The 22,331-nt window shown below is 53.5% G+C and carries 17 protein-coding genes and 1 pseudogene; 9 read left to right on the top strand and 9 right to left on the bottom strand.

Translation table 11 applies throughout. The features are described 5' to 3' along the window. Nucleotides 1-60 precede the first annotated feature (60 nt). Nucleotides 61-1,707: an alpha,alpha-trehalase gene (locus SD961_RS00720; RefSeq protein WP_412916640.1), complete on the bottom strand. Its 1,647-nt coding sequence runs from the start codon at nt 1,705-1,707 to the stop codon at nt 61-63. A 544-nt stretch (nt 1,708-2,251) separates the two neighbouring features. Between SD961_RS00720 and SD961_RS00715 the strand changes: the two genes are divergently transcribed. Both SD961_RS00715 and SD961_RS00710 read left to right on the top strand, forming a co-directional pair. Continuing rightward, nucleotides 2,252-3,550 (top strand): MFS transporter, encoded by a 1,299-nt coding sequence (locus SD961_RS00715; protein ID WP_318788508.1) that lies wholly within the window; start codon nt 2,252-2,254, stop codon nt 3,548-3,550. A 148-nt stretch (nt 3,551-3,698) separates the two neighbouring features. Next, nucleotides 3,699-4,598: a LysR family transcriptional regulator gene (locus SD961_RS00710; RefSeq protein ID WP_318788507.1), complete on the top strand. Its 900-nt coding sequence runs from the start codon at nt 3,699-3,701 to the stop codon at nt 4,596-4,598. A gap of 30 nt (nt 4,599-4,628) precedes the next feature. On the opposite strand, the gene SD961_RS00705 is transcribed toward SD961_RS00710, so the two are convergent. Beyond that, entirely contained in the window at nt 4,629-5,408 is a 780-nt protein-coding gene (locus tag SD961_RS00705; protein ID WP_306208492.1) for an L-threonylcarbamoyladenylate synthase, read from the bottom strand. 242 nt (nt 5,409-5,650) lie between these two features. Here SD961_RS00705 and SD961_RS00700 point away from each other — a divergent pair, with 242 nt between their 5' ends. Beyond that, on the top strand, nt 5,651-6,217 hold the full coding sequence (locus SD961_RS00700) for a GNAT family protein (RefSeq protein WP_318788506.1): 567 nt from the start codon (nt 5,651-5,653) through the stop codon (nt 6,215-6,217). A gap of 2 nt (nt 6,218-6,219) precedes the next feature. Here SD961_RS00700 and SD961_RS00695 read toward each other — a convergent pair whose 3' ends face one another. Further along, nucleotides 6,220-7,287 (bottom strand): SDR family oxidoreductase, encoded by a 1,068-nt coding sequence (locus SD961_RS00695; RefSeq protein WP_318788505.1) that lies wholly within the window; start codon nt 7,285-7,287, stop codon nt 6,220-6,222. Between the two features lie 48 nt (nt 7,288-7,335). Here SD961_RS00695 and SD961_RS00690 point away from each other — a divergent pair. Continuing rightward, nucleotides 7,336-7,605: pseudogene (locus tag SD961_RS00690) on the top strand (LysR substrate-binding domain-containing protein); the annotation flags it as partial. Here the strand turns inward: SD961_RS00690 and yjdN are convergent. From yjdN to SD961_RS00670, 4 genes are all read right to left on the bottom strand, one after another. Beyond that, entirely contained in the window at nt 7,602-8,042 is a 441-nt protein-coding gene (yjdN, locus tag SD961_RS00685; protein WP_318788504.1) for a VOC family metalloprotein YjdN, read from the bottom strand. The pseudogene SD961_RS00690 and the gene yjdN overlap by 4 nt on opposite strands. A gap of 232 nt (nt 8,043-8,274) precedes the next feature. Beyond that, the gene (locus SD961_RS00680; RefSeq protein WP_318788503.1) at nt 8,275-9,585 is read right to left on the bottom strand and encodes a cytochrome c; all 1,311 of its coding nucleotides are present in this window, start codon (nt 9,583-9,585) and stop codon (nt 8,275-8,277) included. A gap of 11 nt (nt 9,586-9,596) precedes the next feature. Continuing rightward, nucleotides 9,597-11,378, bottom strand: coding sequence for a GMC family oxidoreductase (locus SD961_RS00675; RefSeq protein ID WP_318788502.1), 1,782 nt, complete (start codon nt 11,376-11,378; stop codon nt 9,597-9,599). 2 nt (nt 11,379-11,380) lie between these two features. Continuing rightward, complete coding sequence (locus SD961_RS00670) at nt 11,381-12,118, bottom strand: gluconate 2-dehydrogenase subunit 3 family protein (RefSeq protein ID WP_318788501.1); 738 nt, start codon at nt 12,116-12,118, stop codon at nt 11,381-11,383. A 276-nt stretch (nt 12,119-12,394) separates the two neighbouring features. On the opposite strand from SD961_RS00670, the gene SD961_RS00665 reads away from it, so the two are divergent. Further along, nucleotides 12,395-13,804, top strand: a complete 1,410-nt coding sequence (locus tag SD961_RS00665; protein ID WP_318788500.1) for an MFS transporter — start codon at nt 12,395-12,397, stop codon at nt 13,802-13,804. 30 nt (nt 13,805-13,834) lie between these two features. Here the strand turns inward: SD961_RS00665 and SD961_RS00660 are convergent, their stop codons facing one another. After that, the gene (locus SD961_RS00660) at nt 13,835-16,798 is read right to left on the bottom strand and encodes a bifunctional diguanylate cyclase/phosphodiesterase (RefSeq protein ID WP_318788499.1); all 2,964 of its coding nucleotides are present in this window, start codon (nt 16,796-16,798) and stop codon (nt 13,835-13,837) included. Nucleotides 16,799-17,132: 334 nt separating this feature from the next. Between SD961_RS00660 and sbmA the strand changes: the two genes are divergently transcribed. From sbmA to SD961_RS00640, 4 genes are all read left to right on the top strand, one after another. Further along, entirely contained in the window at nt 17,133-18,362 is a 1,230-nt protein-coding gene (gene sbmA, locus SD961_RS00655) for a peptide antibiotic transporter SbmA (RefSeq protein WP_318788498.1), read from the top strand. 455 nt (nt 18,363-18,817) lie between these two features. Further along, nucleotides 18,818-19,309 (top strand): Hcp family type VI secretion system effector, encoded by a 492-nt coding sequence (locus SD961_RS00650; protein WP_318788497.1) that lies wholly within the window; start codon nt 18,818-18,820, stop codon nt 19,307-19,309. Then, the gene (locus SD961_RS00645; RefSeq protein ID WP_318788496.1) at nt 19,309-19,674 is read left to right on the top strand and encodes a tlde1 domain-containing protein; all 366 of its coding nucleotides are present in this window, start codon (nt 19,309-19,311) and stop codon (nt 19,672-19,674) included. Before SD961_RS00650 ends, SD961_RS00645 begins: the two co-directional genes overlap by 1 nt. 5 nt (nt 19,675-19,679) lie before the next feature. Further along, complete coding sequence (locus SD961_RS00640; protein WP_318788495.1) at nt 19,680-20,117, top strand: Shiga toxin A subunit; 438 nt, start codon at nt 19,680-19,682, stop codon at nt 20,115-20,117. 271 nt (nt 20,118-20,388) lie between these two features. On the opposite strand, the gene SD961_RS00635 is transcribed toward SD961_RS00640, so the two are convergent. Further along, nucleotides 20,389-22,041: a dihydroxyacetone kinase subunit DhaK gene (locus SD961_RS00635; RefSeq protein WP_318788494.1), complete on the bottom strand. Its 1,653-nt coding sequence runs from the start codon at nt 22,039-22,041 to the stop codon at nt 20,389-20,391. Nucleotides 22,042-22,331: the final 290 nt, after the last annotated feature.

Here is a 22,331-nt window from a genome sequence, read left to right as displayed (position 1 = left end):
GATTTTACAGACAAAAAAAGGGCCTTCATCAGAAGGCCCTTGTTACTGTTTCGCGCTGAATTAACGCTTTGGTGCAGCGTCCGGATACATGGCTAACAGGCGGCGCGTCACGCCGTTGGTCCAGCCGAAGCCATCCTGCAGCGGATATTCACCGCCGCCTGCCAGCACCGGCGCGCGTCCGGCAACATTATATTTTTCAACCATTTTGTGATGGCGATGGTAGGTTGCGCCCACTACTTGTAGCCAGCGCGTGGCAATTTCCTTCGCCAGCAGCTCTTCGCCATAATTGTTAAAGCCTTTGATCGCCATCCACTGCATGGGCGCCCAGCCGTTTGGTCTGTCCCACTGCTCCCCTGTCTCTTCAACGGTACAGAGCACGCCGCCAGGGGCAAGCAGATGCGAACGGATAGCGGCCGCAGTCTGCGTAGCCTGATCCAGGCTCGCCATCCCCACATACAGCGGCGTCACCGAAGCCGCAGAGAAGGCGCCTTTTTCGCGCTCACGCCAGTTGTAATCGCGGTAGAGACCCGCTTCGGCATCCCAGAGATAGTTGTCCAGGATCTCCCGGCGGCGTACGGCTTTCTGCTGGAACAGTTCAGCCGTTACCAGGTCTTTCTTCTCTGCCGACAGGCGCGCAATGGTGGTTTCCAGCTTGTAGAGAAACGCATTAAGATCTACCGGCACGATGCTGGTGGTCTGGATACTCTCCAGACGGCCAGGCTCGCTCAGCCAGCGCGAAGAGAAGTCCCAGCCCGAAGCCGCCCCTGCGCGCAGGTCACGGTACACCTCGCCTGAAGGACGTGCGGAATTTCTGGCTGTTTCGACATCCTCAATCCACGACTCGTCACGCGGCGTATCGCGATCGTCCCAGTAGCGGTTCAGCACCGATCCATCAGAAAGCATCACCACATGACGATACGCTTCATTTGGTGTCAGCGACTCCTGACCATCCATCCAGAACGCATGTTCGCGCTTCAGCTGCTTCAGGTAGCGATGCGCTTCATTCACGCCATCCTTCTCAAACAGCTCCACCATCATGGCGAATACCGGTGGCTGTGAGCGGCTCAGATAGTAAGTCCGGTTGCCGTTCGGAATATGCCCGTAGGTATCAATCATCCAGGCGAAATTGTCCGCCATATTTTTAAGCAGATCGGTACGGCCGCTGGCGGCAAAACCCAGCATGCTGAAGTAAGAGTCCCAGTAATAGGTCTCGCCAAAGCGGCCTCCCGGCACCACATACGGCTCTGGCAGCGGCAACAGCGAAGAGAATTCGGAATGCTTCTCAGGCTGACGGGTTAATACCGGCCACAAGGAGTCGATATGCTCGCCCATACTTTTATTGGGATCGGAAACATAGCGGCTGTCATGCACTCGTGGCAGATCGAAATTCTCCAGCACAAACGCCAGAAGATTAAAATCTTCGCGCTCACGCTGAATAAAATAGCGGTACAAAATTCTTTCGGGCTCAATTTTCGGCGCGCAGTCCGCAAACGTTTTACTGTCGGTAAATATCCGCGACGTTTGTACCGCCTCAAACAGTTCCTGATAGCGATCGGAAGGCGTCAGGATATCTGGTGAGGGCAGACCACGGATCGGCTCCGGTTGTGGCTCAACGTTTACGTCCAGACCAGCTTCGTAGTCATGATAATAAGCTTCAAAGTCAGTCTGATTATTGTCAATGATTAGGTCATTTTGGTTAAAAGTGATAAAAACCTCCTGATGCCAATTTATATCGACAATGTTTGCGCTGTAATTTCGAAAGAAGCGCTTAGTATAGTACTCTGGTCTCACAACGCAACCCGCTGTATTTATTACCAGTAATAAATTAATATTTCAAAAAATGACTCTCTGCCCTTCCCAGTTATATTTTTACGTATTTATTTATATTTATTCTTATCCACAGACATAAACTGACAGACTGGGGTAAAAAGTGAGAAATTTATTGCTTAAACGCAGCACAATAAAACACAAAAAAAGTGGGCAGCAGCGGGCCGCGCTTCAGGCGTAGCGCAGAAAACCAGCAGCGGATGACTTAAGGAAAATTCTTAGTGCCCCTCTGTTTTGTTCAGTAGCAAAATTAGCCAGAGCCGAAAGAAAAGTAAGTAAAAATATTGGCGTTTATCGTTTACATCTTTTTAAAAGAGTCGAATACTGTCTCAGCCAGATTGTCGTGCAGCCCTAGCCACGCCTGGCATCAATAAGCTTATCTGATAGCAAACCAGACACGTTAATTAATAGTTAAGGAACTCTCGTGGCACCGGTAGTAAATAAATCCGCAGCGTTGCACTCGGAAAGTCTTTCTGATGAAGATGACAGTTTAGTTTCCTCCCCGGATATCGATTCCATAAATAAAACCTATATTACCCGTGGCACACGTCGCTTTATGCACGCCACGCTGGCGCTTTTTTGTGCCGGACTCTCAACCTTTGCCGTACTCTATTGTGTTCAACCGATCCTTCCTGTCTTCTCCCAGAGCTTTAACCTTACCCCTGCCCAGAGCAGCCTCTCACTCTCGGTGACAACGATAATGATGGCGCTGGGGCTGCTGGTAACCGGCCCGCTGTCGGACGCTATCGGGCGGAAATCGGTGATGTCCGTGTCGCTTTTGCTGGCAGCGTTCTTCACCCTGATCTGCGCCACGATGAGCAGCTGGGAAGGTGTGCTGGCGATGCGCGCGCTGACTGGCCTTGCTTTAAGCGGCGTTGCGGCGGTTGCCATGACCTGGCTCAGCGAGGAGCTGCATCCCGTATTCCTCTCATTTTCGATGGGACTCTATATCAGCGGCAACTCCATTGGCGGGCTGGTTGGCAGGCTCTCGACAGGGATGCTGGCCGATCACTTTTCGTGGAACGTCTCGCTGTTTGTTGTGGGCCTGTTTGCGCTGGCAGCCGCAGGGCTGTTCTTCCGCCTGTTGCCGCCTTCGCAGCATTTTCGCGCCTGTTCGCTGCGGCCTCGTAAGCTGTTAGTTAACTTTATGTTCCAGTGGCGTGATATGGGGCTGCCGATGCTGTTCCTGATCGGGTTTGTGCTGATGGGCAGCTTCGTCACCCTGTTTAACTACGTGAGCTACCGTTTTATGGCCGCGCCTTTTTCTCTCAGCCAGACGGTTGTTGGCCTGCTGTCAGTGGTTTATCTGACTGGCACCTACAGCTCGCCACGAGCCGGGATGATGACCGTAAAATATGGTCGTGGCGTCGTTCTGATGGGCTCGCTGATGCTGATGTTGACTGGCCTGCTGGCCACCCAGTTCAGCACCTTGTTGCTGGTGCTGCCCGGACTGATGCTGTTTGCAGCGGGCTTTTTTGCTGCGCACTCTGTGGCCAGTAGCTGGGTGGGACATCGCGCGCGTCGTGCCAGAGGCCAGGCTTCCTCTCTTTATCTGTTCTTTTATTATCTGGGTTCCAGCGTTGCGGGCACGCTGGGCGGCGTGTTCTGGCACGGTTGGGGCTGGATGGGCGTCTCGGCATTTATCGCCGTTATGCTGCTGGGCGGTCTGTGGCTGGCAAACAGGCTGCGGAAGATCCCCGTTCTGGTGAAAAAAGTACGATAACATGCGGGCGGAGGCGCTCCTCCGCCCCCGCTCCTTCCCCGAAGATTTACAACCCTCTGCTCAACCATTAAGCTACCGCCCTGATCAAGCCCACCCCCTGCCCGTTGCCCTTTTCAGGCCGGGAGAAACTGCCGTTGAAGGAACAGTGATGAGCGACGTGGAAAACCTACAGGCCATGGTGATCTTCGCCAAAGTGGTTGAGACGCTCAGCTTTACCGAAGCGGCGAAACTGGTGGGCGTGTCAAAATCCTCCGTCAGTAAAGAGATCTCTGCGCTGGAAGTCCGGCTGGGCACCAAACTGCTGCAACGCACCACCCGTAAAATTGCGGTGACCGAGGTCGGCATGACCTGGTATCACTACTGCGCCCGTATTCTCAGCGAAGTAAAGAGCGCCGACCTGTTTATCCGCCAGTATCACGAAGAGCCAACCGGCAGCCTGCGCGTGGTGGCCCCGGTCACATTCGGCTGCCAGTGTATAGTGCCGGTGCTTAATCAGTTTGTGGCGAATAACCTGCACGTCAGCGTCGATCTTGATCTCACCGACCGCCCGGTAAATCTGGTGGATGACAATGTGGATCTGGCGATTGTGATCCGGCGCGATCCGCCTGAGCACGCCCACGCTACGCCGCTGATGGATATCAGTTGGGGGTTGTATGCCGCGCCTGACTATCTCAAACGCTTCCCGATAATCGCTCAGCCGGACGACCTTCCCCGTCACGACTTTGTTCTGTTTCGCGGCCCGGCCCATACGCTTTCGCTGCCGTTTCGTCGTGACAAGCTCAAGCGGGACATTGAGGTGCGCAGCCGCTTTCGTGCTAATAACAGCACTGCGCTGGTCAATTCCGCCATTGCGCAGACTGGCATCGCCTATCTGCCGGACTACATCGCTCAGGAAGCCGTCAATGAGGGCAGGCTGTGCCGTGTTTTACCCGAGTGGGAAATGGATCTCTACAAATCGTGGGTTCTGACGAAAAGCGACACTCTGATTTCGCCGCGCGTCAGAGTCTTTATTGAGGATTTACAGCAAGCTTTGGGGCAGGAAAGATAAAGGCGGAAACGCTGTTCCGCCTTTCTGCACTCAGTAGTAGTTACCGTGACGGTAATCCCAGGTGGTAAAGGTGTCGGATAACATAGACATAATTTTATCCACATCCAGCCCTTTACGGATCAGTACCGGGCATGGCGTGATATTACGCTCGCCTTTCTGCTCCGGAACCAGTTTGCCCTGATCATCGACCATTGCCACCATCACGCCCTGCTCGTAACGGGTTTTCTCAGACTCGTTCGGCTGGATAGATTTTACGTAGTCGTTAGCTTCAATAATCAGGTCAGCCTGCGATTCAATACGCTCGCCAATCCCTTCAACCAGACCACGATTGCCTTTGCCTGACGGGTTAGCGGAGCTGGCGAAGGAGAATTTCCCGTGGTTTTCCCACAGCTCTTTCGCCAGGTTTTCGCCAGGTACGCCAAACTTGATTACGAAGCAGCTGGTCTGGCGACGATCCATCATCAGCTCTTTTGAACCATCTTCCGGGATACGGGCCACCGCTTCTTCTTTCCACGGCAGAATGCAGCCTAACAGCACATCCTGATCCCAGTGCTGCTGATAAAGCGACTCGATTTCCGGGTTCAGCTGCGCCAGCTCTTTCAACTGCTCCAGAGAACCACACAGCACCACGCCCGGCTTGTTACGGTTGCGCTGCTTGGCATCAAACTTACGCTCCAGACCTTTAGCATCGGAAGTCATAATGATGTAGCCCACTTTAGTGGGACAGACGATCATCCCGCCCTCGGCAGAAAGAATGTTAACTGCTTCTGGCTGTAAGCCGCCGTTCCAGTGGATAGTTTTATTGCTCATGGTGGCACCTGTTCTCAGAAATTCAAATTTAGCGAAGCGTTGAAGGTAGCACAGCTTTCACCGGCTGGCCTTGAGCTTGCCTGTTGCAATCATCCTGCCGTTAACCCGCCCCTTACGCAACAATTAAGCAGTAAATTGCATCATTGTTTTTACCAGGAAACAATTGTTGCTTAACGCGTACTCTGGCGAACTTCATTCTCTTCCGGCCCACTCAACATTTTAAGCGAAAATCCGGAGGCTATATGCAGCTCGACTTTTTTCAGGAACAGGATATTCCCCTTCTCAGTAGCTGGTTTGCCTCACAGCGTGAGGTGACCCAGTGGGCAGGACCCGGCGTGCAATGGCCGTTAAGTGACGACTTTCTGCAGACGCTGCTCGGTTCTGCCAGCCAGAAACCGGCACGTCTGCTGACGTTTGCAGCGCGGCAGGAAGGGGAGCTGGCGGCCGTGGCGCAGCTGGGATTTGAATGGGAAAACCATCTTGCCTGTCTGTGCCGCGTGGCGGTGAACCCCAGGCTGCGTGGGCAAAATCTGGCGGAAAAAATGGCTAACTTGCTGATTGAAAGCGCCTTTTTACACCTGCAGCCTGTGGTGGAACGGCTTGAGCTTCACGTCTATCCGTTTAATCAGGCAGCGGTAAGGACCTATGAAAAACTGGGCTTTGTGCATGAGGGCGTGCGACGGGCTTGCGTGGCGGTGGGTGATGAACGCTGGGACTGCGCCTTTTACGGCCTGCTGCGCACGGAATACACCGGGCGCAGCGCGGGATTAACAGCGCAGGAGAAGGCTTTTAGCGCTGCCTCTGCCTGAAATCAGGCCGGGATCAGTTTTTCCGCTTTCAGGCGGTCAAACAGCGCAATAAAGGCATCGCGGGTGCATTGATAGCCCGTGAATCCTGCCTTGCGGCTCTTGCTGATGTCGGTAAACACCTCCATTGGCCGGCCCAGATCGGCATCGGTATGCCACCAGGAAACCAGTTTGCTGATATCCGCTTCTTTCAGGTTGAACTGTTTTGCAATGGCCTGCCACTCGGCTGGCGCGGCATCCATACGCCCTTCCAGCGGCTGCACTTCGCCCGGGAACGGCGCGGCTTCAATGCCAAAGTAGTCGGCAATCTCACCCCACATCCATTTCCAGCGGAATACGTCACCGTTCACGACGTTGTAATCCTGATTCTGCGCTGAAGGGGTGGTCGCAGCCCATTCCAGCTGCTGCGCCAGAATATGCGCATCCGTCATATCGGTCACGCCTTCCCACTGCGCCTGTGAACCAGGGAAGATAAACGGCTGGCCGGTTTGCTTGCACAGGGTCGCATAAACCGCCAGCGTCTGGCCCATGTTCATCGCGTTGCCCAGGGCAAACCCGATGATAGTGTGTGGACGGTGAACGCTCCAGGTGTAACCATATTTCTCTGCGCCAGCGAAGAGTTCATCTTCCTGAGCATAATAGAAATTATCCACTGGCTGACGTCCCTGCTCTTCACGGAACGGAGTCATTGGCACTTCGCCCTTGCCGTAGGCATCGAACGGGCCAAGATAGTGTTTAAGGCCGGTGATCAGGGCAACATGACCGCCTTTCAGACGATCGCCCAGAGCTTCAATCACGTTACGTACCATCGCCCCGTTAACGCGAATATTCTCTTTCTCATTAGCCTGACGAGCCCAGGCACTGAAAAAGACTTTGTCTACGCTGATGTCTTGCAGGGCTTTCTGAACAGAGTCGCTGTCAGTGAGATCGGCGGTGAGCGCCGTACAGCCTGCAGGAACGGCAGTCCGCCCGCGGGACAAGCCATAAACTTCCCAGCCTTCACCAGTAAGCTGCTCTGCGAGGGCGGTACCATTAATGCCGCTGATACCAACGATGAGTGCGCGTTGTTGCATAACTAATCTCCTGAAAATAAGCAGACAATAAGCATAATAGAGAAATCCGACGGGCGCATAGCTCCCCGAACAGTACTGCACCGGATGGCATCAGGCGATGGTGAAGCGCAGGTCGCGGCCGTGGTTGCCGCTCCTGGCGTGGCGCAAATGGCGGCCTGGCCGATGGAAAAGGAGCTGTCGAGGGGAGAACTGATACCCATCCTGCCAGAGCTGGCGGTGGATGGGCTGCCGCTAACCGTAATCTGGCCGCGCAAAAAGCAGCTGACATCCAAAGTCGATGCGCTGCTTTCCGTGTTGAATCAGCTCAGAATGCATTAATTGCTGGCGGGTTTGTTAACGCTTATCCGCCATGGAATACCGAATTTATCCACCAGCGTACCGAATCCCAGCGCCCAAAATGTCTCTTTCCACGCCAGCGTCACAGAGCCACCCTCGGCAAGGTTGTCGAACCAGCGTTTGCCTTCATCAACGTCATGGCTTGAGAGACTGACGGCAAAACCGTTGTAGTTTACCGCTTCAGCGCTGTCGCTCAGTTGCAGTTCGCCGTCGCCGATATGCAGCAACGCATGCATGATTTTATCATCTGCAGGCTGCTGTGCTGCGGGGCTGTTCTGCTTTTCAGGCTGCTGATGCTGGTCAGAGGGAACATCTCCCCAGGTCATTTTAAACGCCAGTTTGGCGCCGGTAGCCTGCTGATAAAAGGCCAGAGCTTCTTCACAGTTGCCAGCAAAATAGAGATAGGGTGAAAGCTGCATAACGTCTCCTTGGTTTGAAAGGGGGCAAAATCTCAGACTCAGGAGCAAGTGTAGTAGAGGAAAGCGGCGGGATCGGAAATCTCGGGAATTGAGTCTGGTTATTTATCCCGTAAGGCCAGGGTGTGAAAAGAAAAATGGCCGGATTTACCGGCCATTGAAGAAGATAAAACGGACGCAGCTATGTGCCCGGCATCCGTTTTTCTGCGTACGTGAAGGCATAAAACCGCTGCTGCTATTTGCCCTGCATCAGTTTTTCTGCGTCCACATTGCCCTGTTCCGGCACCGTTTTACGCACTTTCGCCACATCGCTGGCGCTGACCTGCGTTTTGGCTGTGTTGCCCCAACTGGTGCGGATAAAGTTCACCACATCTGCCACCTGCTGGTCATCCAGGCGCCAGCCAAAAGCGGGCATGGTGATGCTGGACGGCGCGCCTTTCATGCCTGACAGCGTAGAGCCGCCGAGCACAATGTGGATCAGGGAAGTGGGATCTTCAGCCTGAACCACAGGATTGCCCCGCAGCTCCGGGAAGAAACGCTGATAGCCGCTGCCGCTGGTTTTATGGCAGGCGGCACAGCTGTCCACATAGAGAGAGGCGCCTGGCTTGCTCTCATCCCCTTTCCACAGCGCTTTAGCAACTGCCTCATCCTCTTTGAAGCCAGCCTGATTAGGATCGCGAGCGCCTAATGACTTCAGATAGCGGGCAATGGCGGTGGCATCTTCAGCCGAGAGGTGCTGCAGACTGTGCTCAACCACGTCGGTCATCCCGCCAAATACGGCGGTGCGATCGTTACGGCCTGTACGCAGGAACTGCACCAGATCATCTTCGCTCCAGCTGCCCAGGCCATCCCGGTTATCGCCACGCAGATTACTGGCGGTCCAGCCATCAATCGGCGCATTACTGCCGGACAGGTAGTCGCTGCCTTCGCTGTCGTTGAGCGCTTTTTCCTGCATAGTGAGGCTGCGGGGCGTATGGCAGGCGCCACAGTGCCCCAGCCCTTCCACCAGATACTGGCCGCGAGCCAGCACCGGGTCCTGACCTTTTATCGGCTGGAAGGCCTTCACATCCGGCGCAAACACGCCGCGCCAGATAGCCAGCGGCCAGCGCATAGAGAGCGGCCACACGATGTCACTCTCCTGATTGGGCTGTTCCACCGGCTTCACGCCATGCATAAACCAGGCATACAACGCCTGCATGTCGCTATCGCTGACCACTGCATAGGAGGGATAGGGCATCGCCGGATAGAGCGTATCGCCGTTTTTCGCCACGCCATGACGCACCGCTTTCTGGAACTCATCATAGCTGTAGTCGCCGATACCGGTTTTCTTGTCCGGGGTAATGTTGGTGGAGTAGATATTGCCAATAGGCGTTGCCATCGTCAGGCCACCCGCAAACGGCTCGCCGCCTGCTTTGGTATGGCAGGCTACGCAGTCTCCGGCTCGCGCCAGATATTCACCGCGTGCAATCTGCTCTGCACCGTTGTCATCCGCCAGCGCGGCAAAACTTGCCATGCCCAGGACCAGGGCCGGGATCATCATCTTCATCAGGGTTCTCCTTACGCCTGCACCAACGGACCTGGGTTTTTCAGGTACTGTTCACGAATCGCTTTCGCTGACCAGTAGGTCAGTGCCGCCACCATGCCAGTTGGGTTATAACCCAGACCTTGTGGGAAGGCAGAAGCGCCGGGCACAAAGACGTTCGGCACGTCCCAGCTTTGCAGATAGCGGTTCACCGCGCTGGTTTTAGGATCTTCACCCATGATCGCGCCGCCGTTCATATGCGTGGTCTGGTACACCGTGGTGTCGAAGTGGGTGCCTGGCTTTTTCGGTGAGCCGCTGATCAGCTTCGGGTTCATCGCTTCGGCAATTTTGTGCATCCGATCGTGCATGAACTGCGACATTTTGATGTCGTTATCCTGCCAGTCGAAGGTCATCCGCAGCAGCGGCTGGCCAAATGCGTCCTTGTAGTTGGGATCGAGATCCAGATAGTTGTTACGGTAAGACTGGTGGGCACCGTGGGCATCCATCGAGACGTGGTGGGTATAGTGATCGGCCACTGCCGCTTTCCACTTGCTGCCCCAGTTTGGCGTGCCCGGAGGCGTCGGCAGACCGGAGACAGGCTTCACGCCCGCCTGGTTGACCCAGAAAGGGGAGCCGCCGACAAAACCATATTTACCGTGATCGAAGTTATCCGCGTTGAAGTCATCCACACCCACGCCCGCGCCGCCTGCGCCAATAAAGTTATTGGTGAAGACATCTTTATCGAAGAACGCTTTGATAGTAGAGATGTTCTGATAGGCGAAGTTTCGCCCTACGGTGCCCTCATTAGTCACCGGATCGTAAGGCTTACCAATCCCGGAGAGCAGCATCAGATGCACGTTGTGGAACTGGAAGGCAGAAAGGATCACCAGATCTGCAGGCTGCTCGATCTGGCGACCCAACGCATCGACATAAGTCACGCCGGTAGCGCGCTTTTTGTCGGCGGTGAGGTTAACGCGCAGGACGTTGGCATTTTCACGCAGTTCAAACTTCGCTTCCTGACGCAGCGAAGGCAGCACGTTCACGTTTGGCGAGGCTTTAGAGTACATATAGCAGGCGTAGCCGCTGCAGTAGCCGCAGAAGTTACACGGCCCCATTTGTGCGCCATAGGTGTTGGTGTAGGGGCCAGAGGTGTTGGCGGAAGGCAGATCGTAAGGGTGATACCCCACTGACTCTGCCGCCTGAGCAAACATCTGGGCAGAGAAGGTGCGTTTTTGCGCGGGCAACGGGAATTTGTCGGAACGGTCTGGCGCAAACGGGTTGCCTTTGCCCTGCCCCGTCACTTTGCCTTTCACGCTCCATTCTGAACCGGAGGTGCCAAAGACCTTCTCTGCTTTGTCGAAGAAGGGTTCAAGCTCGTCATAAGTGACGCCGAAATCCTGAATGGTCATGCCTGCGGGGATAAAGTTTTTGCCGTAGCGCTCTTCGTAATGGCTGCGCATCCGCAGTTCGATCGGATCGACGCGGAAATGCACGCCGGACCAGTGCAGGCCTGCGCCGCCGGTGCCGGTGCCGGGCAGAAACGCGGCAAGCTGGCGGTAAGGCTGGGCTGTCTGCGCAGCATTGTGACGGATGGTCACGGTGCTTTTCGACAGGTCCTGGAACAGCTTTTTACGGATGTTATAGGTCAGCTCGTCAATCACCTGCGGGTAAGCGCCGTCAGGATAGGTGTCGCGATGCGGGCCGCGCTCCAGCGCTACCACGTTCAGCCCGGCTTCGGTCAGCTCTTTGGCCATGATCGATCCCGCCCAGCCGAAACCCACAATCACCGCATCCACTTTTTTCATTTCATTTGCCATGATTATGCTCTTTCCCCACGAATCGATACCGGTGGGAACGGATAGCGCTCGCCACGTTCAACCCAGTCCATAAAGTCCGCACGTGCGCCCGGAAAACCAATCAGCGTCCAGCCAACCATGCCCTGATTACCGCCATGGATCGGATCGCTGAAGAATCCTTCACGGGTATTCTGCAGCAGGAAAGTAAAGAACACTTTTGCCGGAACCTGCTTAAACTCTACGCTGCCCGCTTCAAACGCCTGCAGCAGCGCATCCTGCTGGTCGCCGCTGAGCTTAGCGAAGACGCTGCCATGCCGGGCTTTTGCCACCGCATCGGCATCTTCCAGGCCAAGACGGTAAATCTGACGTGGGACTAAGGGATACTGAAATCCCAGTTCTTTATCCGCATCCGGGTGGAACGGCCCCTGCATATACCAGTTGGCGCCGGTGGCATAAGGGGTGTTCATCTGGCGGTCGATATATTCCGCTACGCCAGCTTCCAGCGCACCCGGACCGCGATCGTCAGCGGGGATCAGACGGGCAACAGCGGCCTGGATAAAGGCATACTCTTCTGGCGTGAACCATTCCGGTTGGTAATCACGAGCTTTCTGTGGGCCTGCGGGAGTGGCCTCTTTCGCGGCGGCAGGCACGGCGGCGGTAAACGCGCCAATGCCAGTACTGCCAATGGCTACAGCGGGAGCGAGGGTAATTGTTTTCAGCAAAAAGTCCCGGCGGGAACTTCCTGTTTTTTCATTCGACATTGAGATTGCCTTATCAAACTTACGCCTGGTGTTACGGCTAAGGTTTCACGGTTGCTTGCGGTCATTATTTTTTTGGGTAGGGCTGACTGGGGTTACCGTTAAAAATGTTACCGGTAACAATGGCACGCAGTTTAACAGGTCTTTTAGCAAATATTTAGCGACAGGAAACAAAATGGCACAAATTCATTAACAAAGAAGCGGATTCAACCAGTAAACAGGGAGCTTAAGCCTTAGGATGATGAGTTACTGCACTGTAATAATGAGGTTAATAATTAAATGAGTGAAGCCCTATCCTCAGGGATATCCCCCCACCAGCCTGCTAATAACGGCACGCTTTCAGCACGTATTGATGCCCTCCCCGCTTCTGCCGGGCTCTGGCGCTTTATCGCCCTGCTCTCGCTGGGCGGCTTCTTCGAGCTTTACGATCTGTTTCAGACGGGTTACATCAGCGGCGGACTGGTAGCGGAAAATATTTTTCACCTGGGTACGCTGGGCGTGTTCGGCATTTCCGATCAGGCGGCTTTTGCTTCCTCTACTTTCCTTGGCTTATTTATCGGGGCGAGCCTGCTTGCTCCTTACGCCGACCGTTTTGGTCGTCGTCTGACCTTTATGTGCGCGCTGGCCTGGTACGGCTTCTTTTCCCTGCTGATGGCGTTTCAGCATCAGGCTGAATGGATTATTTTTTTCCGTCTGCTGGTGGGGATTGGGCTGGGTATTGAACTGGTCACCATCGACACCTACCTGACGGAATCGGTGCCGAGCTATCTGCGTAGCAGAGCATTTGCTTTTGCCTTCTTTGTGCAGTTCCTGTCGGTACCCGCCGTGGCGCTGATGTCATGGTGGCTGGTGCCGCAGACGTTTCTGGGGTTAACCGGCTGGCGCTGGGTAGTGATTGCCGGTGCGCTCTGCTCGCTGGTGATCTGGATTATCCGTAAGAATCTGCCTGAGTCGCCCCGCTGGCTGGCGCAACAGGGCCGCCATCTGGAAGCGCATCAGGGCGTGACCCGCATGGAGCTACGCTGTGGAAAACCCTCCACCGAGCCGGCGCCAGAAGCTATTGATACCGGTGAAATCATTCAGCAAAAAGGGCGCTTCCGCGACATCTGGCGGCCAGAGTACCGCCAGCGCACGCTGATGCTGGTGGTGATGAATATCTTTCAGGCGATTGGCTTTTTCGGCTTTGGTAACTGGCTTCCGGCGCTGCTCTCCGGCAAAGGCACCAGCATTACCCACAGTCTGCTGTACGCTTTTTTTATCACCCTTGCCTATCCGTTGGGTTCACTGATTTGCAGCCGCTATGCCGACAAAATCGAGAACAAATGGCAAATCGTCTTTGCTTCACTGATGACGGTGGTGTTCGGCACGCTGTTCGCTCTGCTGAGTAACCCAATCCTGCTTATCGTATGTGGTTTCTGCATCACTTACTCCAACGCCTGGCTGACCTACAGCTATCACGCCTATCAGACAGAAGTGTTCCCGACGTTTATTCGCGCGCGCGCCGTGGGCTTCTGTTATTCCTTCAGCCGCCTCTCTACCGTGTTCAGCAGCATTATTATTGGCGTCATCCTGCAGGCGGCGGGAACGCAAGGGGTGCTCGCCTTTATCGTGGTCAGCATGCTGATTGTGATGCTGGTGATTGGCATATTTGGGCCAAAGACACGCGGCCTTGACCCGGAGAAGATCTGAGAGCAACCAGCCGTTACCGGCTGGTTTTCGTTACTTGCCTGAAAGCGGATCTTGCGGGAAATGCAGGCCAGGCGGCGCGGCAATTCCCACCAGCCCGACGCTGTCATGCCGAAGGTCGGGGGAATGCTCTGCAAAACGTTCTGCGGGATGGAATACCTTCAGCCGGGTTTCCGGAGGCTGCGGGCGACCAAAGAAGTAGCCCTGGAACAGGGTGCAGCCCTCGATTTTTAACTGCTCAAACTGTTCACTGCTTTCCACCCCTTCCGCGGTGATCTGAATATCCAGACTGCGGCTCATCCCGGTGATGGCACGAATAATCGCCAGCGCTTCGCGGCTCTCCTTCATGTCGTTAATAAAGGACTTATCGATTTTTATTTTATCGAACGGGAAGGATCGCAGGTAGCTGAGCGACGAATAGCCGGTACCAAAGTCATCCAGCGCAATCCGCACGCCTAATGCCTTTAATTTTTGCAGCGTGCGAATGTTCACCAGCGTGTTGTCCAGCAGCACGGATTCCGTTATCTCTACCTCAAGACGCTGCGGTTCCAGCCCCGACGCCTTCAGCGCTGCCTCAACCACCGAAACCAGCGAGCTGTTTTTGAATTGCAGCGGCGAAAGGTTCACCGCCACGCTCTGATGCGCAGGCCAGGTTGCCGCCTCACGGCACGCCTCATACAGCGCATAAGCCCCCAGGCTGTGGATCAGGCCCGTCTCCTCCGCAATCGGAATAAACTCCATCGGCATGATCAGCCCTTTCACCGGATGATGCCAGCGCATCAGCGCTTCATAACCGATGATTTCACGGCCATGGTTATTGGTGATGGGCTGGTAGTAGAGCCGCAGATGCTTGTTGGTGATCGCCTCACGCAGATCGTTTTCAATCATTCTGCGCAGGCTGGCGGCTTCGCCCATCTCTACAGAGAAATGCTCAAACCGGTTGCGTCCGTTACGCTTCGCTTCGTACAGCGCCATATCGGCACAGCGCAGCAGTTGCTCCGGCGTGGCGAGTTCGCGGCCGCCGATAGCGATACCAATACTCAGACCGACCGAGAGGTTATGGCCGTCAACGTTGAATGGCGCACGGATAACTTCAATCAGCCGGCGGGCTACCGCTTCGGCCTCTTGCTGGTGCGAGAGCGAGGGCAGCACAATGGAGAATTCATCGCCACCGTTACGGGCCAGCGTGTCGACATCCCGCAGGACGCCACGTAACCGGCTGGCGACAGCACGCAGCAGATCGTCTCCTACCTGATGGCCGAGAGCATCGTTGACGTTTTTGAAATTGTCGAGATCCAGACCCAGGGTGGCAGTCAGCTTGCCCATCTCACGGTCCTGGCGCAGCGCTTCGTTCAGCCGCTGGCTGAACAGCACGCGGTTGGGCAGGCTGGTGAGGTTATCGTGATGCGCCATATGGTGAATACGGGCATCCGCCGCTCGCTGGTCGGTGACATCATCCGCAATCAGCAGGACGTAATTCGTGCGGGCGTCGTTACCCCGGATGATCGACGCAGAGGCAGAGATAATCCGCTCTCCGCCGCGGGTATTTAACAGCTGTTCGTTTTTATGCAGCCCTTCATTACGCTGCGCCGCCGAGGAGAGCTGGGAGAAATAGTCACCCATTTCTGGCGTCAGGCACTCAACAAGCTTTTTGCCGTTGACCTGATTCTGCATCAGGCCAAGCAGCTGTTCGGCCTTGTTATTCATCAGCAGGATCTCCCTGGAGACCACATCCTCCACAATCACCAAAGAGGGGATATTGGCGATAATGGTATCCAGGAATTTAGAGAGCGAGGCCATCTTGGTACTGTTCTGCTCGGCCAGATCTTTCGCCCGCAGGATCTGCTGCTCATACTCGCGCACTTCGGTGCAGTCACGGGTGATCTTGGCATAGCCCAGCAGCTGGCCCTTTTCATTGCGGATGGCATCGATCACCACATGGGCCCAGAACGCGCTGCCATCTTTACGGTAGCGCCAGCCCTGATCGTTAAAACGACCGGTCGTTTCTGCCAGTTTCAGGTTAGTTTCAGGCAGGCGTGCCAGCCGGTCCTGTGCGCTATAGAAGCAGGAGAAATGCTTGCCCACGATTTCGTCTGCGGTATAACCCTTGGCGCGGTGCGCGCCAGCGTTCCAGTTAACGACCCTCCCCTTCGGGTCCAGCATATAGATGGCGTAATCGGTTACGCCTTCCACCAACAGCCGGAAAACCTGCTCTCGTTCGCGTTGCTCATCTAAAAGCCGCTGCTGTTCTGTGCAGTCGCGGGTGATCTTGGCGTAGCCGATCAGTTTGCCGTCGTCGTCATGCACCGCGTCAATTACCACATGTGCAAGAAAGGAGCTACCGTCCTTACGGTAACGCAGCCCCTGCTCTTCAAAACGTCCCGTGCGATAAGCGGTTTTCAGGTTGGCTTCCGGCACTTTGGCCAGCCTCTCCTGAGCGCTGTAAAATACGGAAAAATGTCTGCCAACGATCTCGTCAGCGGTATAACCTTTGGAACGCTTTGCGCCAGCGTTCCAGTTAACGACGTGACCATCCGGATCAAGCATATAGATGGCGTAATCAGTGACGCCCTCCACCAGCAGACGAAATTTTTGCTCCTGCGCACGCTGCTCTGCCTGCAAGGCTTTTTGTTCTGTGCAGTCACGGGTGATTTTCGCGAAGCCGATCAGCGAGCCATCATCAGCATGCACGGCATCAATGATCACGTGCGCCCAAAACGAGCTGCCATCTTTGCGGTAACGCCACCCTTCCACTTCGTAACGACCCGTTCTGGCGGCTGTGGCAAGACCATGCTCAGGTAAGCCTTTAGCGCGATCCTCTGCGCTGTAGAAGGTGGAAAAATTTTTGCCGATAATCTCTTCCGGCAAATAGCCTTTGGCTCTTTGCGCACCCGCATTCCAGTTGGCTACAGTGCCGTCCGGTTTGAGCATATAGATTGCGTAGTCAATTACGCTCTGCACCAGTAACCGGTACATCACATCGCTATTTTCTGTCATGGTCTTTTCGCCTGGTTGCTGAGGACGTTGTGAGCTTTTGGCTAATACGTCACCCGCTTTCGACTGCGTCAGGGCTTGACGCCAAAGGGCTCAACGCTGCCTCAGTTCTGCAGGTTGCCTGTTTTTTTCTAAGAAAATTCTTAACAGCTATAAACTGAAAGGCGCAATGATTTCAAGCGTTTTCCGTTTCTCACTCAGAGGTTCTTTTATCTGTATCGGCATTGTTTAAAAATTATTCAGCATTTATTTAATGCTGACACTTATCGAAACAACCGCGATAAGATTGTTCACAATAAAAAGCGTTATAAAAAAGAGCACACTTTATGGAGTCATTATGTTCAAATCTTTTTTCCCCCGACCGGGGCTGTTTTTTGGCAGTGTCGTGCTCTGGAGCGCCCTGGCTATTTTGATGTGGTTTGCCGGCGCCAGTAACTGGATCTCTCATTTTTCCGTGTTTGCCGCCAGCGCTCAGCAACCGCTACCGAATAATGCCTGGCGCTTTATCGCGCCCTCTGCGCTGGCCTTTTATCTCTACTATCTGGCGGTCACCGCGCTCTTTTACGCCTTCTGGGCCATCGTCAGCCCGCATCCCTGGCAACGCTGGTCCATTCTGGGTTCCGCGCTGATTATTTTTGCTACCTGGTTTTCGGTGCAGGTGAGCGTGGCGGTGAACGCCTGGTATGAACCTTTCTATGATTTGATTCAGAAGGCGATGTCGCATCCTGACACCATTAAAATCGAGACCTTCTACCAGCAGCTGCAGGGGTTTTTAAGCATTGCGATGATTGCGGTGGTCGTAGGCGTACTGAATATGTTCTTTGTCAGTCACTATATCTTTCGCTGGCGCACGGCGATGAACAACTACTACATGGAGCACTGGCCGGAGCTGCGGGGCATTGAAGGCGCCGCACAGCGTGTGCAGGAAGACACCATGCGTTTCTCCTCCACGCTGGAAGATATGGGCACCAGCTTTATCAACTCCATTATGCTGCTGATCGCCTTCCTGCCGGTACTTGTGACCCTTTCCGTGCATGTGAAAACCATCCCTGTGCTGGGCAGTATTCCTTATTCACTGGTGATTGCGGCGCTGCTGTGGTCGGTGCTGGGAACAGGCCTGCTGGCGGTGATTGGTATTAAGCTGCCGGGACTGGAGTTCCGCAATCAGCGGGTAGAGGCGGCTTACCGTAAAGAGCTGGTCTATGGTGAAGACGACCCCCATCGCGCCCGGCCGCCAACCGTTCGCGAACTGTTTTCCAACGTGCGCAGAAACTATTTCCGCCTCTATTTCCACTATCTCTACTTCAATATTGCCCGCATTCTTTATCTGCAACTTGATGCCGTATTCAGTCTCTTTGTGCTGTTCCCGTCGATCGTTACCGGTGCCATTACCCTTGGATTGCTGACACAGATAACTAACGTGTTCGATCAGGTTCGCGGCTCGTTCCAGTATCTGATTAACTCCTGGACTACGCTGGTAGAACTGCTGTCGATCTACAAACGTCTGCGCAGTTTTGAACGGACGCTGGACAATTTACCCGACCCGCAGGATGCGACGGTCGAGTAAGGTTCCGGCTGTAAAAAAAGCCCCGTTTTTTTGAACTGCACTCTAAAAGTTGGAGACCCAACTGATTAAGGTGCAGTTCAGTGAGCAGTCCAGATGTTTCCCCTCGAATTACGGCTCGCCGTTGCTATCTTAACCGCAGGAAGAGTTACCTGAGACAGCCGTCCGTTTTGATGTGGGCCGCACAGCGGTTCGCCGCTGGGTTGCCGCATGAGAGCAGCACGGCATTGACGGCCTGCCCAGAGAGGATGCGTTATCCCTCCGTTTTTTTTACTCTCACAATGCAATTAATCCTGAATATGCTTAATTTCAGACAGAGATAAGGCGTCGTGATAACCGGACATGGCTGGGGAAAAATGTGTTTTATTGATTTACATCAACAAAACAATAAACAGGATCCCCTTATAACGGACAGATCAGAAGATAGTTTTCTTCTTCACGCGATAAGGAGTTTGCGAATGGCTATACCAGTGTACTTATGGCTTTACGATGATGCGGGAAATCCAGTCAAAGGTTCTGTAGATATAAATGGGCGGGAAGGCAGCATCGAGATTGTAGAACTGATGCATTCAGTTGATTTACCAATTGATGATCAAACGGGAAGAATAACGGCTAAGCACGTTCATGGCGATTATGCTCTTATCAAAGAATCAGACAGTTCATCCCCTTACCTGTATCAGGGAGTAACCACAGGGAAACGCTATAAAAAAGCAGAGATAAAGTTCTACAGAATAAATAATAACGGGCAGGAAGTTGAATATTTCCGCACAACGTTAAAGAACGTTCTTATTAAAGAACTGGAACCGTTCATGCTGGATGTAAAACACCCTGCATTTACCAGGCACAACCATCTTGAGGCTCTTTATCTCAGCTACGAAAAAATTACCTGGCATTATATTGATGGAAACATTATTCACTCAGATTCATGGAATGAAAGGAAGGTTGCATAATGGGATGGGTTTATAACGTTAGCTCCAGAAAATTTTTGCTCAATGGAACCTATCGGTTTTCTGCAAGATACTCAGGAAGACCGGGTTACAAAGACGATAGCGCAAATGAATGTGTCAAAGGGAAAGGCCCGATCCCTGGAGGGAAATATACGATTGGCAGGCCTTTTTACCACCATAAAACGCGTGGCTGGACTATGCGTCTCACTCCCGCTCATTCTAACTCTATGTGCGGGCGGGATGGTTTCATGATCCACGGTGATAGCTCAAAACATCCAGGTGAAGCCTCAGATGGATGTATTATTGTCGATCTTTCAGGCAGAAAAGAGATTGCTGCTAGTGGTGATTACACTTTGGTTGTTGAGTGACTTACATGATAAAAAGAGTTATTTACATAATAATCACCCTGCCATTTTTTTCATACGGAGCAGGAAGTAGCTGTGCAGTCGTTGGTGCTTCAATGGAACAATATCTGTTTGATTCCGTTGTTCACGATTTAAATATCGACGGAGCGGTTATTGAACGCAAAGAGACCAAAGTGCAGATTATCAATATATCACCTGTATCTGACCTGTTTGCGGAACAGCTTGCAAAAACAGATGGCAACGCAGATAAAAATAAAAAAGCGTTGTTGAAGGAAGGGGATTATTTTGAAAGCTATTATACTAACGGAGCAAAAACCATTACAGCTAAATATATATATTTCAATAACAAAAACAAGAAAAATATATTTATCGCATCCAGCATTATGAACAATGACGAATGTTCTGTACGCTTTAATGGGTATCTGACGCTATCTCGCGAATTTTAGAAGGAGTTCTTAGAGATAATCAAAAAGCAGGATTAGCAATTTGGCAGGCAAAAATTGATTATGCTGGCATGGTGAGTATGCCGGGATTGTTCTTAGGTAAAATCCGATAGGGTAACTGGTAATCTCAGGCAAAGGTGTCAGGCCAACGAATGACGAAATTCCATGAAGTTTCCCCGACCAATCTGTTCCAGGTTGATCGGGGGTTTCCAATGATCCCGTGTCCAACATTACGGGGGCATTTTATTCAGAGGCTTTCCGTCGCGCCTTAGCTTCAGGGCTTCGCCTCTTTCGCCAGCGCAGCAAAGACCTGCTCAACGGCCCAGGCGCCCGGATCTTTCACGCCGTTCAGGCTATCCTGATTCAGGTAGGAAGAGCGCCCCGCCTGTGCTTTCTCCATTTTTGCCGTTTCGTCGGCGCCTCTCTTCGCCGCAGCGGCCACGCTGGCGAGATCTTTACCGGCCACCAACGCTTCAAAGGCAGGATGCAGCGCGTCGATCATCGTGCGGTGCCCCGGACGTGCGCCGCCATAATGCTGCATGCGATCCAATCCCCAGCTTAGCGCTTGCGGCAAGGATTCGCCCTCTTCCAGCTTCTGCCCGGCAGCGGTAAACATGATCGACATCAGCACGCCGCTGGACCCTCCCATGACCACGGCAAGCTGCTCCCCCACCAGGGTAAGCAGACTCTGCAGCTCGTTTAAAGGCAGTTTTTTCTCCTGCAACTCTTTCAGGATTTTGCCCGCGCCCGCGGCAAAAGTAGAGCCGGTATCGCCATCGCCAACTTTGGCATCCAGCTGATTCAGCTCGCTTTCCAGCCCCACCAGCGTGGTACAAATTGTGCTGATGGCGTCTGCTACGCCAGCATTTTCAGAAGGCGTTATCTGCTGCTGCGAAGCGGTTTTCTCGCCTTTAACAGACTTCAGTGCTTTTACCTCCACAGCTGGCTGCCAGCCGCTGGCTTCCACTGGTGCAAGCAGCGCCTCTTCCAGTTGGGGAGAGAGCAGCAGCGTTGAGAGTGAAAAACCTTTCATATCCAGTGCACTCACCAGCGTGGCCGGGCCAACCAGGTACTTCACCGATTTTCCCAGAGAGGCGTTCAGCGTCTCACGCGTTAATACCGCCATCTCTAAGGCAGAAAATCCGCCCAGGTTATTGATCAGCAGAGCCACTTTCTGACCCTGTGCATTATGCTCCGCCAGCTTTTCCGTCAGTACGTTAACGATCTCCACGCTGTTTTGTGTTTTCAGCGTAGAGGCACCCGGCTCGCCATGAATGCCCATCCCCAGCTCGCTCTGCCCCTCCTTCACCCGATCGTCGCGTTTTTCACCCGGTACATGGCAGGTGGAAAAAGCCAGCCCGATACTGGCCGTCGCTGCAATCGCTTCCGTTGCCAGTGCAGTCACCTCTTGCAGAGATTTTCCCTGTTCGGCGGCAAAGCCCGCCACTTTATGCACCAGCGCCGTTCCCGCGATGCCGCGCGGCTGAGGATTATCCGGCAGCGCAATGTCATCGGTTACCATGACCAGCTCAACGTTGAATCCCAGCTTTTTTGCTTTTTCCGCCGCCAGACCAAAATTAAGCCGGTCACCGGTGTAGTTTTTTACAATCAGCAGACAGCCCTTCTCACCCGTCACGTTCACAATAGCGCTAAGTACCGCATCCACGCTGGGGGAGGCGAAGATATCGCCACAGACGGCCGCCGTCAGCATCCCTTTTCCCACAAACCCTACATGCGCAGGTTCATGGCCCGATCCCCCACCGGAAATTAACGCGACGTCAGATTTATCCCAGTCATTACGGACCACGACCCGGATATCCTCCCCTACCTCTAACTGGCTCAGATTATGGAACCGGCTACTAAGCAAAGCCCCTTCGATCGCTTCATTAACCAGGCTGCTCTTCTGATTCATAAAAAACTGACTCATGCTGCTTCTCTCTCTGATGAAATGAAAAGGAATCTAAGTCACTAACTGTAGCTGAATTATTCTGGTAAACCGGAAAAAAGCATGCCCCAGGGCGAGTAAAAAAGGGAAATTAAGATAAAGCTTAACATGTTAATTTAATACCATTAATTGACCAACTAACTTATCAATCTACTTATTTTCCCGCGCACGAAATATTGCAATTCTTATTTAGTTTTTCATGTTACTACAAGCCATATATCTTATTGTGGCGCTTCGACACAAAACCTTAATCAGTTGATAAACAATGGAAT

Origin of the sequence: Erwinia sp. MMLR14_017 (assembly GCF_033657285.1) — a bacterium.
In the GTDB taxonomy this organism is placed as follows: Bacteria; Pseudomonadota; Gammaproteobacteria; order Enterobacterales; family Enterobacteriaceae; genus Erwinia.
Note: the sequence above shows the minus strand (reverse complement) of the source record. Positions and strands in the feature narration are given on the sequence as shown.